The sequence below is a fragment of the Ciceribacter azotifigens genome, from assembly GCF_048159625.1.
GTDB lineage: Bacteria > Pseudomonadota > Alphaproteobacteria > Rhizobiales > Rhizobiaceae > Allorhizobium > Allorhizobium azotifigens.
In genome coordinates, this window is the sequence record NZ_JBLQTA010000003.1 from 76757 (window position 1) to 90059 (window position 13303).

A 13303-nucleotide genomic window follows, 5' to 3' on the forward strand; every position below is an offset into this window, starting at 1 on the left:
CGCCCCCTGATAACCACAATTCATGACAGATGTTTACGGCATCTGCCACGGCCGCTACGGGATATCCCCCGGGATAGGACCCGGCCGACGCTTGCGTCGGCGGCGCGAATATGCCCTCACTGGTACATCTCCGGTCGGCGACGAAGGAAGTGCCAATGGATACGCCAGCAGAAGGCCGTGCGGTAATACTCAACATCGGCGGGAAGGAAAGGGTCTTCGACATCGACGACCCGCACCTTCCCGACTGGATCGACGACAAGTCGCTTACCTCCGGGCACTATCCGTACGACAAGAAACTCGATGAGGATGACTACGAGAAGGAACTGCAGCTCCTGCAGATCGAACTCGTCAAGGTACAATTCTGGCTGCAGAAGACTGGCCAGCGCGTGATGGCTCTCTTCGAGGGGCGGGACGCGGCGGGCAAGGGCGGCACCATCCATGTGACCCTCTCCTACATGAACCCCCGCTCGGCACGCGTGGTGGCGCTGACGAAACCGACGGAAACGGAGCGAACGGAGTGGTATTTTCAACGCTATGTGCCGCATTTTCCGAGCGGCGGCGAATTCGTGCTCTTCGACCGCTCCTGGTACAACCGGGCGGTCGTGGAACCGGTCATGGGCTTCTGTACGGAAACAGAATATGAGAAGTTCCTGAAGCAGGTTCCGCATTTCGAGAAACTGATCGCGGCCGACGGCATCCATTTCTTCAAGTTCTGGCTGGACATCGGCCGGGAAATGCAGATCGAGCGCTTTCACGACCGGCGCCACGACCCGCTGAAGGTCTGGAAGCTTTCTCCGATGGACATCGCCGCGCTCGGCAAGTGGGACGACTACACGAATAAACGCGACCGGATGCTTGAGGAAACGCATACCGATCATGCCCCCTGGACCATAATTCGGGCAAACGACAAGCGTCGCGCCCGGCTGAACGCCATCCGTCACATCCTCACCTCGATAGATTACGAAGGCAAGGACGAGGAGAAGATCGGCAAGATGGACAAGAAGATCATCGGCAAGGGACCGGACTTCCTCGCCGGTTCGTGAGGAGCGGCCGCATGGCGCGGCGGCTTTCGGCGATCACTGCCCCGGCAGCAGGCGGACGGAATAGAGATTAACGCCTTGGCCGGCTCCGCCGAGGCCGGCATTCAGCAGGAGCCGGCCGGGCGTCGCCGGGGCCATGGACCTGTCGAAGGTCACACGGAAGAGTACGTCCGTCTTCTGCGTATTGACCGTGAAGCGATGGCGCGCACAGTCACCCAACCTGCCGAAATCGCATTCAACGGCGATCTGCACAGACTGGTCGCCAGAAGCTTCCACGGTGAGGGCGAAGGTCGACGTCTTGCCCGCCATTTCGCGAAGTGCATCCGTCGGCACGGTGATCTCGACATTTCCGTCGGCGTCGGCCGAACGCGAAACGACATTCATGGCCGTTCCGTCGCGGGCAGTGACGACATCGATGGCGGCATTGGCGCGCGGCCGAATGGCGTCGATGCGCTTTGGCTCGAAGATCTCGATCCATTCGTCCGTAAAGCCGTTACGGGTTTCCAGCGGTTTCGGCTCCTGCGTGCCGGAAAAGTCCTCCTCCACGGCCTGAGGCGGCGGATTGGGGACACTGGTATCCCGCTCCGCCTCGCTCAACATGAGGCCAGAAGTATAGACCCACCATGCCCCCGTACCGATCGCTCCGAGAAGGACGGCGAACATGAAAAGCCGGGCAAAGAGGCCGCGCCGTTTTTTCCGCGGGCGGATCGGCGCCTCGGGACGGACCTCCATCGCCGCAGCCGCAGTCCGGATCTCATTCCGATCCATCGAGGTATCGACGCTTTCTGCACCTCGATGCAGACGCTCCGCCCGCAAATCACCGAAATCAGCCGCGGCACCTGCCCCTTCGCGGCGCTCGCCCGGACCGACCTCGACGGAGGGAGCCACCGGCTCGCGGACCGCCTGCACCGCAGGTGCGGCCGGGTGCTGCGGCAATTCGGCGGCCACATCCCCCGACGGCGGACGCCTCACCTCGGACTCGACGGCCGGGAGCCGGCTGCGTTCCTCCAGCTCGATCGCGTGGATCGTCGCCTCCAGCTTATGCCGTTGCTGGGCGATGATCTCGGCATCGGTGATGCCCTGCTTCTGCAGCCCGGTTTCCAGCGCGTGCCGCGCCGACTGATAGATCCGGGCACGCGCCTCCGCATTGGTGCGATCCGATCGCTCTAGAGCGTTCCTGATGGCCGCTTCCAATCCGTTCACTGGCGTCCCTCATTGATCGGCAATCGGGCCGATCCCGTTGCTGTTGCTTAACGATTCGGTAACGGCTGCCCCACCAATCCGCAAGGCCTCGCGTCCGCCGGAGGGACGATACTCAAAAAAAAGTGGCCAGGTTTCGGCCGATCCGCCGTCGATGGGCCCGATCGGGCTCCGGCCGCGCCTAAACCAACCGGCTGGCATTCTCTGCGCGACAGGGTCCGAATTGACCTGCGGACACGGTCTTTTCCATTCCCCGATCCTCTGCTAAATAAATTGACGTTTGCGTAAACGTAAAAACACCGAGGTCTTTCATGGCACTTCCCGCGGTCCTTTCCGAGAACCTCCGCATACCGGTGGTCGCCTCGCCGCTCTTCATCATCTCGCATCCGGAACTGACGCTCGCGCAGTGCAAGGCCGGCATCGTCGGTGCCTTTCCGGCGCTCAATGCACGGCCGGAGAGCCAGCTCGACGAATGGCTCGCCATGATGACCGAGGATCTTTCAGCTTACAACGCAGCGCATCCGGAGCGTCCGGCGGCACCCTTCGCCGTCAACCAGATCGTCCACACATCCAACAAGCGGCTCGAGCACGACCTGATGATGTGCGTGAAGTACAAGGTGCCGATCGTCATTTCCTCGCTCGGGGCAGTCCCCGAGGTGAACGCGGCCGTGCATTCCTACGGCGGCGTCGTACTGCATGACGTCATCAACAATCGCCATGCCAATTCGGCGATCCGCAAGGGTGCCGACGGCCTGATCGCCGTCGCGGCGGGAGCCGGCGGCCACGCGGGAACGCTCTCGCCCTTTGCGCTGGTACAGGAAATCCGCGAATGGTTCGACGGGCCGCTGCTGCTCGCCGGAGCCATTGCCACGGGCGGCGGCATTCTCGCCGCACAGGCCATGGGCGCCGATATGGCCTATATCGGCTCCCCCTTCATCGCAACGACCGAGGCACGGGCATCCGACGCCTACAAGCAGGCGATCGTCGAGGCCCGTGCCAACGACATCGTCTATTCCAACTATTTCACCGGTATCCATGGCAACTACCTGAAGTCGTCGATCGTCGCTGCCGGCATGGACCCGGACAACCTGCCGGTCGCCGATCCGTCGAAGATGGATTTCGACAAGGCGACCACCGGCGCCAAGGCCTGGAAGGACATCTGGGGCTGCGGCCAGGGGGTCGGCGCGGTGAAGGCGGTCGAGCCGGTTGCCACCATCGTGGACCGGCTCGAGAAAGAGTACAAGGCGGCCCGCAGCCGTCTCTCGCTCTGACCCTGCCGGGAAGCCGGGCTCCAGACGGAAAACACCGAGAGGAGAAAATCCCGGCTTGAAATTCCTGCGCGATGCTTGTATCAGCGCGCACAGATCGACGAACCGCGGCAAACGCGGTTCGCCTTGGCCGCTTTAGCTCAGTCGGTAGAGCACATCATTCGTAATGATGGGGTCACGTGTTCGAGTCACGTAAGCGGCACCATTTCCTTGTTTCTTCGAAATCGAACCGCCAGAAGAGCACGGTAGTGCTCCGGCGATGTCGCTGCGACATTTTTCCAAAGATCAGCGCCGAGGATTTTCTTTCCGCTTTTGCCGGTCCGTGGCAGATTAAGGACATGGCACAATCTGTCTGGCGCAGCCTTGTCGTGTTTCTTGCCATGCTGGTCCTCACACTCGGGCCGGCACGTGTGGACGTTGGGTTCGCCGCGGATGCATTTCGGGAAATGGCCGGAGCACCAACGGCGTCCGCTCACATGCACGGCCCATCGATGGCAATGGCCGCTCCCGGCGAAGGCGATTGCTGCACAAAGGAACAGTCCCGAAGCTGCCCGGACTGCGTGAACCTCCGCTCATGCGAAGCTGCCTGCGCGGCTCCGGCGATTCTGGCTGATGTCTCCAGCGCTGCCGTCCCAGCCGGCCCAGGGAGCGAAAAGACCGATGCCGACGTTCTCGCCACCGGGACGCCGGTGAAGCCGCCGACCGAGCCTCCGAAAGCCTGACACGATCTTTTCTCGTGGCGGTTTTCGTTCGGCATGCGCCGTTCTCGACCGCTTCCCATGCTTTCGATGCCGGCGATGCGGAGGATGCCGCACCGGCAGACCAGATCTAGGACAAGACAATGAACCGCAGACAATTTCTTTGCACCGCCGTTCTCGCCGCAGGCGGACTCGTCGTAGCCGATGCTGCTTTCGCAGCCGGTGAGATCATTACGCTCCACAAGGACCCCAATTGCGGCTGCTGCCACCTCTGGGGCGAGGCCATGCAGCGCGCCGGTTACAGCATCCGAACGATCGACGAGCCGGATCTCACGCCGGTCAAGATGCGCTACGGCGTGCCGGAAGACATGCAGTCCTGCCATACCGCCGTGATCGGCGGCTACTTCGTCGAGGGCCATGTCCCCGAGCAGGCACTCGCCAGGCTCCTCTCCGAACGGCCGGACATTGCGGGGCTTACCGTTCCCGGCATGCCGTCCGGCTCGCCCGGCATGGGCGACGATCCCGGCGCCTCGTTCGAAGTCTATGCGGTCTACAAGGACCCGTCGAAGCAGCCGACCATCTACTTCCGGGCGGGGTCGAAGGGCTGACGGCAGCGCACGCCGGCGTCGGTTACCAGGCAGGCTGGCGCCACAGGCGGGTCGCCGGACGTTCCAGCACCGCATAGCCGATCGCGCCGGCCAGAATACCGGCTGCGACGGCCGAAACCATGAGGGCCGGCATCGGGATGCCGGCCGCCATACCCAGCTTAGCAACCACCGAAATCGCGAAGGTGTGCCAGAGATAGATGGAATACGACGCGTCACCGAGAAACGCGGGAAGGGCCGCCCGGGCGACCGCGCCATGCGCCTCCAACGTCACCACACCGAGGACCAGCGCCGTCGCCAGCGGACCGCAGTTCCAGGCGTCGAACGGCAATCCGAGCAGATGGATCACGGCAAATCCGCCGAGGCCCGCGGCAATCAGCAGGATACCCGTCAAGCGCCCCGGCATGCGACGCTGCAGCCAGAGCATCCCGATCGCCATGCCGGCCACGAACTCCAGAATAATGGGACGGGTATAGGTGAGGAGGAAAACGTTGTCGCTCTCGACCATTTGACCGACGATAACCAGCGTCGCGAACAGCAGTCCGATCGCAAGAAATCGCCATCGCCTCGGCAGGAAGAGTGCCGCCGCGAAGACGACGTAGAAGAACATCTCGTAGTTCAGCGTCCATCCCTGCACGAGAACCGGCCAGATTTCGCCATTGCTCGGCGAGCGCGCCGGAACGAAGAGAAACGAGGCGAGGACATGGCCGATACTCAGCCGGAGATTTGGAAAGAGCCCGGCAAGACCTCCCGCGATCATCACCGCCGTCGCCATCCAGTAGACCGGCACGATCCGACGAATACGACCGCGTAGGAAGCTTGCCGGCGTCGGGCTGCGGCGCTCGGCGAGCACCCACATGATGAAGCCGCTGACGACAAAGAAGACATCGACGCCGACGGCACCGATCGCGAAGGAGTAACCGAGCTTTTCGGCGGCGTGAAACAGCACGACGGCGATTGCCGCAGCGGCACGCAGATACTGAATCCCGTAGAGCGTGTTCAACGGCACCTCCCTCACCTGCCCACCCCGCCATACGCTGGAGCCGGCCGGACCGGCACCGGAACAAGAGCGGCAGGTCGCCGACGCGGCTGGGAGACCTGCCGCAGTGTCAGCCTGCCTGCGCAGAAATAGAGTAGAAAGGAGCCGACGTGATAAGGGGTCAGAATATCGATCTCCACGAAGGCACGCATGGCAAGCAGCGCCGATATCCCGAACAGCACCACCGATTCCCGGCCTGCCGCACGGGAAAGCATCTGCCATGTATGTCCGGCAAGCGTCACGAGAAGGACGAGCATGAGCAGCAGAACGCCGACCAGACCCGTTTCCACCGTCGCCTCGATGAAGGTGTTGTGAAAATGAAAACCGGTCCGGGTGGTGATGAAGAACTCTTCCCATAACCGTTCAGCTTCCGAAAAGCCCTGGACCCAGTAGGCCTGATATCCGACGCCGAAGTAGGGGGTGGGACGGGCGGCCTCCATACCCTGCTGCCAGAGATAGGTCCGGCCGGTGAGGGTCGCATCCTTGCCGAAAGCGCCGAGAATGAGCGAAAAGCCGTCGCCGTAGACGAAGGCAAGGACGCCGACGAGAGCAAAGGCTGCGACCGCCAGGAAGAGTCCCTTGCGCCGCCTCGGCGAAAGCCCCTGCAACCCGCGCGCTACCATCGCCAGCGCCACGACGACCGCCCCGGTCAGTACCGACGTTGCCGATTGCGAGGCGGCAAGCGAGTAGGCAGAGAGCAGACCGACAGTGGCAGCAGCAAGGAGCCACAGTTTTCCATCGGCCAGCAGGATGACCGCAGCGAAGGCAAAATAGACCCCGAGCGAGGCGTAGAAGCCGAGCTGGTTCTTCGAGGCGAAGGCGCCGACGAAGCTGTAGGAGCCGTCGAGCGGGTCATAGTGGTAGACGCCGAAGAGCAGTGAGTAGACGAGGACCAGTCCGATTCCGGCGATCGCACCCTTGATGAGCGTTCGCAGGTCTATGACACGCATCGCAATCAGCGCGCAGACCACATGCGAGAGATACTGGATGCCGGTACGGGCGGTCTGGGCCGGTGCCGCGGACCAGAAGACGGAAAGGCAGGCGAAGATCGCAAAGGCGAAGATCCACAGGTACCGGACGTAGTTGCCGAGCACTCGCCGATAATCGACCAGCGCCAGCGGCAACCACAGCCCGTAATAGAAGAGGATGGAAATCTGTCCGAACCGCGCTGAATAGGCGAAAACGAAGAACGAGAGCGCAACCGCCGCGGTCCCGTAAAGTGCATTTTCACCTGGTCCGATCAGGCTGGACTTCGCGACCCTCATCCGCACCTCATCTCATGGCGATCCCGACGTTGACCTTGACGACATCGCCCGGAAGCACAGGCGTGTTTTCATCGGCCGTCATTTCCCGGGCCTTGCCATCCACCTCGCGGACGATCGCGTAGGTCACCGTCGCGGTCTCCTTCGCGGATGTCGCTTCGGCTGCCGACTGCATCAGCGCCTCGCTCATCAGGTCGCGGCTGGTGCCGAGCTTCAGTGTGTTGGTTTCCAGCTCGCGTTCGGTGTTCTGCAGTTCCTGGGCAAGTTGCGCATCCCAGTCATTGCGCAGGTTTGTCTCGTCCTGACCGGCCTTGTTGATGTCCTGGCGCGCCTTGAGCGAGGCTGTGTCAATGTCGAGCAGACCGGCCTGAAGATCCGTCACCTGCTGTTCGATCGACAGGCGGCGGGAACTGACCGCCAAGCCCTTTTCGGTCAGGTTGTAGACCTTTTCCCGGTCGCTCTGAACGAGCTCCAGCTGCCTGGACTGCGTGTCGGACTTCTTTGCAAGCGACTCGATTTCGCTGTTCAGGAGGGTCTTCAAATCGGCGAGCGCCTGCAGCTGCAGCGTCAGGCGCTTGTTGCGCGACTTCATGAGTGCTGTTTCGCTGGCGAGCAACTGATCTGCCTCGGGAACACCTTCGAGCTCCTTCGGCAGACTGATGCTGTCCTTGTCCGCAATCTCCGCCTGCAGGCGGGCACGGCGTGCGAGCAGGCGGTTACGTTCGGCGATAAGAACCGACGCATCTCCCTCGGAACGGATATAGTCGCGCGCGACGCGCTGCCCCGGATCGGGACGACGCATTCCGCCTCCGAGACTTAGGGCTTTCAACACGGTCATACCGGGCACATAGGCGTACTGTCCCGGAGACTGAATCTCACCGGAGATATAGATCGGTCGGTACTGCGCGATCTCGACGGAGGCGGAGGGACGGTCGCGCAGCCCGAACAGTTGCTGCATCTTTTCGCCGATCTCTGCGGAGACTTCCTCGGTCGTCTTGCCGGATGCGGCGAGTTCACCGAGAAAGGGCAGCGAGACCTTGCCCGAAGCGCCGACCGTGTAATCGCCACTGACGGCCGACCAGTCCCGGACAGCCCCTTCCGCCGTCTGCCACTCGGCGACGCGGACCCGCAGCTTGTCCATGACGCCGAGATGATACTCTTCGGCGCGCAGCGTGCCGTGAAAGGCAAGAACCGCGCACAGCGAGAGGGCGAGCGGCCAAACCAAAGCTCTCGAGCCGGCGTCTTTCGACGTCCGGCGGTAGATGAAAGTATGCATGCGATACCCCGTTTTCTTTTCTGTCGTCTCGTCCGGCGGCATGGCCGCCGGACGTCAGTAGCTTCCGCGCGACAGGCAGACGGCGGGGACCGTTCGGCCTACGATGATGAGGTCGTTAATGAGCGACCAGTTCTGTACATAGTGAGAATCGAGCGCGACGCGCGAAGCATAGGAGACGTCGTTGCGGCCGCTGACCTGCCAGAGGCCGGTGAGACCGGGACGACTTTGCAGATAGAACTGGGCGGCGACCTCATAGAGTTCGAGCTCCTCTTCCACGACAGGGCGCGGTCCGACCACGCTCATCTCACCTCGGATGATGTTGATGAGCTGCGGCAGCTCGTCGAGACTGAGTTTGCGGAGCACACTGCCGACAACGGTCACCCGCGGATCGTCTTGCAGCTTTCGGGTGGTGCGCCATTCCTCGTAGGCGGCCGGATTGTCTCGCAGATACTCCTGCAATATCCGATCCGCATCCTCCCGCATGGTTCGGAATTTCAGGCAGTGGAAGCTCCGGCCACTATGCCCGACACGGCGGTGGCCGTAGAAGACCCGGCCGCCGTCCGAGAATTTGACGAGAGCCGCGATCAGAAGAAAAAGAGGGCTGAAAAGCAGCAGCGCCGCCGAGGCGGCGACAATATCGAAAACCCTCTTGGATACCCCCCCAACCGGCGGCGTGCCGGCCTCAAGCGTGTGCAACAACGGCGAACTGGCCGATCGAGTCGCGTACTTCATAGAGATGACTCCATTTACGTTGGCGATTGGTCGGTCCCTGGGGACGCGACCCGTATCCAAGACGGAGTGTGTGGTCAGATTTTGTCTTGCTGCGCCACCGGCACCCGGAAAAGGTTCCCTCCGAACCCCGTGCCCCCTTCGCCGGCCACTCGCGGTCGGTCCGATTACTGGTCCTTCCAACTAGAGCCATCGTCTCCGCCCGTCCGAGGACGAGATGATCCGATCATTAATACTCTGTAACATTATATTAATTCATAAATTCCGAAATCGGCGGCTTACGGTATACAGGTTCCGGCACCCGGCATTCTGGCAGAGGCGTCCGGAACACAGGAAAACGGCCGCTGCTGAAGAATATTTTTGCGGCGCATCATTATGTTGCGCCGCACATTTTTCAATTCGAACTTTCTAAAATTGTAACAAAACGTGATTGCAGAGGCACTGATTTCCCGCCTTGGTAGCGCAACTCCCGGCGTCACAAATACGATTTCATGCAACCAAAGCGGGCTTCGAGCGTTCAATTGAGAGGCCACAGCGCTGCTCTGTGGCGAATCTGAGGCAACAAAACGAGGATGTGCGCCTTTTTACCTCCACCTCGTAACACAACCGAAAGGACGTGAGCCTATGTTGCAGAACAGGGGAGAATTCCCGACTTTCCAAGGGCATGCACGTTGAAACGACGGGCGATGATCAATATATTCGTTTGAGCCTTAAGAGGAGAAGGCGATCCGGCGATGAATACTACGTCACTCGACTCGGATATGAGGTGACCAGATGTATGGACCTCGTGTCATGATGAGCATGGTGGGTGTCCTGATCGTTTTCGGTCTGGTCACCTATGCCTTGACCGGCTCCTTCACCACTACCCTGATTCAGACGGCAGTGAGCGCCGTATTGCTGCAGGTCGGGTATTTCCTGGCGGTTCTTTATCTGGTCGCCAAGGAGGCGCGGCAGCGCAAATCCGACTTAGAAACGTCTGCGACGGACGACAAACCGAAGAGCACCCCGGTCTCGCGTCTCAACAATCCCGGCCCTTCCAAGCTCTGAGCTTCCACGAAACGCAGCGTCGCCTCGTAACCGCCGCATGCCCTGTTTGCGTCATGATCGTCCGCCACTCTCCGGTAGAGCCTTTCGAGTGCTCACCTCGCCCGTCAACCGGTTCAGGAGTGTGGCATGCCTCAAACACAGGCCATCTGCGTCGTCATCGCGGCCAGGAATGCATCGACAACGATAGAAAGAGCCGTCGCGTCCGCCCTTGCGGAACCCGAGACCGCCGAGGTCGTCGTCATCGATGACGGCTCCACCGACGCTACATCGACGGCCGCACAGACGGCGGACGACGGCAGCGGTCGGCTCCGAATCCTGCGCTTCGAGAGAAACCGCGGGCCCGCCGCCGCACGCAACGCCGCGATCGCATGCTCATCCTCTCCCTTCATCGCCATTCTCGACGCCGACGATTTCTTCCTTCCGGGCCGGTTCGGCAGGCTCCTCGCCGAGGATGGGTGGGATTTCGTCGCCGACAATATCGCATTCATCGAGGAGTCGCGCGTGACGGGCACACCTCCAACGATACCGGATTTTCATCCGCAACCGCGGATGATCGATCTTGAGAGCTTCATTGAGGGCAATATTTCAAGACGCGGGGTACGTCGCGGCGAGATCGGCTTCCTGAAACCGGTGATGCGCCGCGCCTTCCTCGAGTCCAATGACCTGCGGTACCGCGAGGATCTTCGCCTGGGCGAGGATTACGAACTCTATGCGCGCGCCCTCGCAAAGGGGGCCCGCTATCGCCTGATTCACGCTTGCGGTTACTGTGCCGTGGTGCGGAGCGACTCGCTCAGCGGGCGTCACCGCACCGAGGATCTGCGCCGTCTCTATGAAGCCGACCGCGCAATCCTTGCCGACAGCTCCCTTTCTGGCGGGATGGTCGCCGTGATCCGGCGGCATGAGCGGCACGTTCGGGCGAAATATGACCTGCGCCGCTTCCTTGATCTCAAGAGGGACGAGGGCGCGTTCGCCGCGCTCCGCTACGCGTTCGCCCGCCCTGCGGCCCTTCCGGCCATTGCCGGCGGCATTCTCGCGGACAAGACGGAGCAGTTCCGCCGTCCGCCGGGTATCGGCGCGGCAGGGCACCGCGACTCGCCGGGCCTGCGCTACCTACTCTCTGCGGTACCTGTTTCCGCTCAGAGGTAGTCGCGGCGCACCCGCTCGAGTTCGGCCGCGAACCGTTCCTTGCGTTCACTCAGGAGCGCGTCGCTGCTCATCTGTGGCGTCGCCCGGCTCGCCTGCCAGAGTGCAAGCGTCGAGGGAGCGGCGAGCGCATGCTTGGCCGCCGTGCGCAGTGAGGTCTGGCGGGGCTCGCGATTGAGAACGGCGACATCGCCGAGATCGGAGCGACGGACCTCACTTCCGGCGGGGACATTTTCCCTGAAATCGACGCCCCAGAACCTCGCTCCCTTGATGATCGCCTCGGCGCGGCTGGAGACGGGAACCTGGCGAGGGTGGTAGGAAACGCCGAGCGTGGAGGCCCAATCCCGCCACTTGAAGCTGTTGATGCTGCGCGACGTCGTCACCGCAACCCATGGGATTCGAAACGCATCCCCAAGGATCGCGCCGTGCATGGATTCGGCCACCACCATCTCGGATGCCGCAATCTCGCGGATCACCTCCCCGGCTTCCCCGCGCGGATCGATATAGTTGAGCCCTACCGTCTCGCAGATCGCCGGCCACAAGCCGGCGACGGCCGATTCCCAATGGGGCACGAAGCTCTTGCGATGCTTCTTTTCGATATTGCGAAACTCCGGCATGTCGGCGACCATGACCGCCGGATCGACAATGCCTTTTTCGAGAGGGAGGCCTGCGGCCTCGGCGGTGAGCGGTCCGCGCACGCAGCGGACGTCCCACTCGTCTCCGTCGGACATGTCCGGCAAGGTCCCGTAGCCGAAGCCGCTGCCGACGACGAGCTTGCGTATTCCGGACGGCAGCAGCGCGCAGTCGAGGACTGTGCCGACCCCGACGAGCAGGACGTCGGGGTGAACATCACGAAAGCCGGGGAGCAGGTGATCCCATAGCCACAGGTTCAGGTCGTCGCCGAAATTGCCGTACTGCGATTGCCAGTAGAAGGGCTGCATCTGATCTGATCCTCCAGGTTGCCGCAGGGGCCGCGAGAAAGCGGTCCCGCCGGACGGCGGAAAACATTTCGAAATCAATTGGCGGATGACTGACGAACGAGTTTACCGACCGCCAGCTGCATGACACTCTGCAGGATGGCGGGATCGCGCCAGAACCATCGTGCGAGCAGGCTGACCTGTGGGACTTTGCGTCGCTTGACGAGGCGAGCCTGGCTCCAGAGTGCCTGCCTTCGCGCCGTTTGCTTGTAGCTTCGGATGGAGGCGACCTCGTCCGGGCGCCCCTGAAAACGGCCCTCGAGCGTGTCGAGCGCCACCCACGTGTTGAACTGCTGCTTGAGGAACTGCGGCGAGTCGTTGTCGATGCTGTGGAAGATATTGACGCCCTCGCCGCGGACCGCACCGGCTGCATCGCAGAGGACCGTCCGACGGGCGGCAAGCACGCTATCGCAGAAGAAGAGGACGTCTTCAGCGGCGAGACGCAGTTCCGCCTCGAAGCGCACGGTCTCGAAGAGCGGCCGCCCTAGAACCATGCACGACAAGTGTAGAAAGCTCCAGTTCTTGAGCATGACCCGTGACAGTTCCGGCAGCTCGATCATCAGCGGATCGTCGGAAAGGCGCACCGCCCGTTCGCTCCGTTCGAGCTCTGCCATGCCGAAGTGATAATAGAAGGCATCGCCGCCGGTGATCGAGGCGAAATAACAGTCCGCTCCGAACTGCGTCATCGCCACAAAGGCGTTCTGCAGGTGATCAGGCGTCCACAAATCGTCGGAATCAAGAAAGGCGACAAAGTCGGCGTCACCCGGCACATGCTCGAGGCCGGTATTGCGCGCACCGCCGGGTCCAGCGTTAGCCTGACGGATGACCGTGATCCGGTCGCGCGCTTCGGCGGGAAGCGGTGCAAGCTCGTCAGCGACCGGATAGGGCGACTGGTCATCGACCACGATGACATGGAAATCACGGTAGGTCTGGGCAAACACAGAACCGAGCGCGCGTCTGAGAATGCCCGGCTCCTTCTGATAGTACGGAATGATAACTGAAAACTTCGCCATCTTTTT

Annotated in this window: 13 protein-coding genes and 1 tRNA gene; 7 read left to right on the forward strand and 7 right to left on the reverse strand. The window is 62.0% G+C overall.

The window, feature by feature from the left end:
- Window positions 1-155: 155 nt before the first annotated feature.
- Entirely contained in the window at window positions 156-1043 is an 888-nt protein-coding gene (gene ppk2 / locus ACM6UT_RS05485; protein ID WP_416796351.1) for a polyphosphate kinase 2, read from the forward strand.
- Window positions 1044-1076: 33 nt separating this feature from the next.
- Here ppk2 and ACM6UT_RS05490 read toward each other — a convergent pair whose 3' ends face one another.
- Entirely contained in the window at window positions 1077-2243 is a 1167-nt protein-coding gene (locus tag ACM6UT_RS05490; RefSeq protein ID WP_416796352.1) for a hypothetical protein, read from the reverse strand.
- 308 nt (window positions 2244-2551) lie between these two features.
- Here ACM6UT_RS05490 and ACM6UT_RS05495 point away from each other — a divergent pair, with 308 nt between their 5' ends.
- The 4 genes from ACM6UT_RS05495 (at window position 2552) to ACM6UT_RS05510 (ending at window position 4814) form a co-directional block, all read left to right on the forward strand.
- On the forward strand, window positions 2552-3511 hold the full coding sequence (locus ACM6UT_RS05495; RefSeq protein WP_416796353.1) for an NAD(P)H-dependent flavin oxidoreductase: 960 nt from the start codon (window positions 2552-2554) through the stop codon (window positions 3509-3511).
- Between the two features lie 126 nt (window positions 3512-3637).
- Window positions 3638-3713 (forward strand) — tRNA-Thr (locus ACM6UT_RS05500).
- Window positions 3688-4230 (forward strand): hypothetical protein, encoded by a 543-nt coding sequence (locus tag ACM6UT_RS05505; RefSeq protein ID WP_416796354.1) that lies wholly within the window; start codon window positions 3688-3690, stop codon window positions 4228-4230. The genes ACM6UT_RS05500 and ACM6UT_RS05505 overlap by 26 nt, the downstream gene beginning before the upstream one ends.
- A gap of 119 nt (window positions 4231-4349) precedes the next feature.
- On the forward strand, window positions 4350-4814 hold the full coding sequence (locus tag ACM6UT_RS05510) for a DUF411 domain-containing protein (RefSeq protein ID WP_416796355.1): 465 nt from the start codon (window positions 4350-4352) through the stop codon (window positions 4812-4814).
- Between the two features lie 22 nt (window positions 4815-4836).
- On the opposite strand, the gene ACM6UT_RS05515 is transcribed toward ACM6UT_RS05510, so the two are convergent.
- Genes ACM6UT_RS05515 through ACM6UT_RS05530 form a run of 4 tightly spaced genes read right to left on the reverse strand, consistent with a single transcriptional unit; the run spans window position 4837 to window position 9120 of the window.
- Window positions 4837-5814 carry an acyltransferase family protein gene (locus ACM6UT_RS05515; RefSeq protein WP_416796356.1) on the reverse strand — a complete coding sequence of 326 codons (978 nt, stop codon included), beginning with the start codon at window positions 5812-5814 and terminating at the stop codon, window positions 4837-4839.
- A gap of 11 nt (window positions 5815-5825) precedes the next feature.
- A complete protein-coding gene (locus ACM6UT_RS05520) occupies window positions 5826-7115 on the reverse strand; it encodes an O-antigen ligase family protein (protein WP_416796357.1) in 1290 nt (429 codons plus the stop codon).
- A gap of 7 nt (window positions 7116-7122) precedes the next feature.
- A complete protein-coding gene (locus ACM6UT_RS05525) occupies window positions 7123-8388 on the reverse strand; it encodes a polysaccharide biosynthesis/export family protein (RefSeq protein ID WP_416796358.1) in 1266 nt (421 codons plus the stop codon).
- Window positions 8389-8442: 54 nt separating this feature from the next.
- Entirely contained in the window at window positions 8443-9120 is a 678-nt protein-coding gene (locus ACM6UT_RS05530) for a sugar transferase (RefSeq protein ID WP_416796359.1), read from the reverse strand.
- A gap of 771 nt (window positions 9121-9891) precedes the next feature.
- Here ACM6UT_RS05530 and ACM6UT_RS05535 point away from each other — a divergent pair.
- Both ACM6UT_RS05535 and ACM6UT_RS05540 read left to right on the forward strand, forming a co-directional pair.
- A complete protein-coding gene (locus ACM6UT_RS05535) occupies window positions 9892-10164 on the forward strand; it encodes an exopolysaccharide production repressor protein (protein ID WP_416796360.1) in 273 nt (90 codons plus the stop codon).
- A gap of 126 nt (window positions 10165-10290) precedes the next feature.
- On the forward strand, window positions 10291-11310 hold the full coding sequence (locus tag ACM6UT_RS05540) for a glycosyltransferase family 2 protein (RefSeq protein WP_416796361.1): 1020 nt from the start codon (window positions 10291-10293) through the stop codon (window positions 11308-11310).
- On the opposite strand, the gene ACM6UT_RS05545 is transcribed toward ACM6UT_RS05540, so the two are convergent.
- Window positions 11301-12248: a polysaccharide pyruvyl transferase family protein gene (locus ACM6UT_RS05545; RefSeq protein ID WP_416796362.1), complete on the reverse strand. Its 948-nt coding sequence runs from the start codon at window positions 12246-12248 to the stop codon at window positions 11301-11303. The two genes, ACM6UT_RS05540 and ACM6UT_RS05545, sit on opposite strands and share 10 nt — an antisense overlap.
- Window positions 12249-12322: 74 nt before the next feature.
- Entirely contained in the window at window positions 12323-13297 is a 975-nt protein-coding gene (locus ACM6UT_RS05550) for a glycosyltransferase family 2 protein (RefSeq protein WP_416796363.1), read from the reverse strand.
- Window positions 13298-13303: the final 6 nt, after the last annotated feature.

What these genes read in the sequence shown, in the direction of transcription:
- ACM6UT_RS05510 (WP_416796355.1), top strand. Translation starts at nt 4,350, where the DNA reads ATGAACCGCAGACAATTTCTTTGCACCGCCGTTCTCGCCGCAGGCGGA.
- ACM6UT_RS05525 (WP_416796358.1), bottom strand. Translation starts at nt 8,388, where the DNA reads ATGCATACTTTCATCTACCGCCGGACGTCGAAAGACGCCGGCTCGAGA.
- ACM6UT_RS05545 (WP_416796362.1), bottom strand. Translation starts at nt 12,248, where the DNA reads ATGCAGCCCTTCTACTGGCAATCGCAGTACGGCAATTTCGGCGACGAC.
- ACM6UT_RS05540 (WP_416796361.1), top strand. Translation starts at nt 10,291, where the DNA reads ATGCCTCAAACACAGGCCATCTGCGTCGTCATCGCGGCCAGGAATGCA.
- ACM6UT_RS05550 (WP_416796363.1), bottom strand. Translation starts at nt 13,297, where the DNA reads ATGGCGAAGTTTTCAGTTATCATTCCGTACTATCAGAAGGAGCCGGGC.
- ACM6UT_RS05530 (WP_416796359.1), bottom strand. Translation starts at nt 9,120, where the DNA reads ATGAAGTACGCGACTCGATCGGCCAGTTCGCCGTTGTTGCACACGCTT.
- ACM6UT_RS05495 (WP_416796353.1), top strand. Translation starts at nt 2,552, where the DNA reads ATGGCACTTCCCGCGGTCCTTTCCGAGAACCTCCGCATACCGGTGGTC.
- ppk2 (WP_416796351.1), top strand. Translation starts at nt 156, where the DNA reads ATGGATACGCCAGCAGAAGGCCGTGCGGTAATACTCAACATCGGCGGG.
- ACM6UT_RS05520 (WP_416796357.1), bottom strand. Translation starts at nt 7,115, where the DNA reads ATGAGGGTCGCGAAGTCCAGCCTGATCGGACCAGGTGAAAATGCACTT.
- ACM6UT_RS05535 (WP_416796360.1), top strand. Translation starts at nt 9,892, where the DNA reads ATGTATGGACCTCGTGTCATGATGAGCATGGTGGGTGTCCTGATCGTT.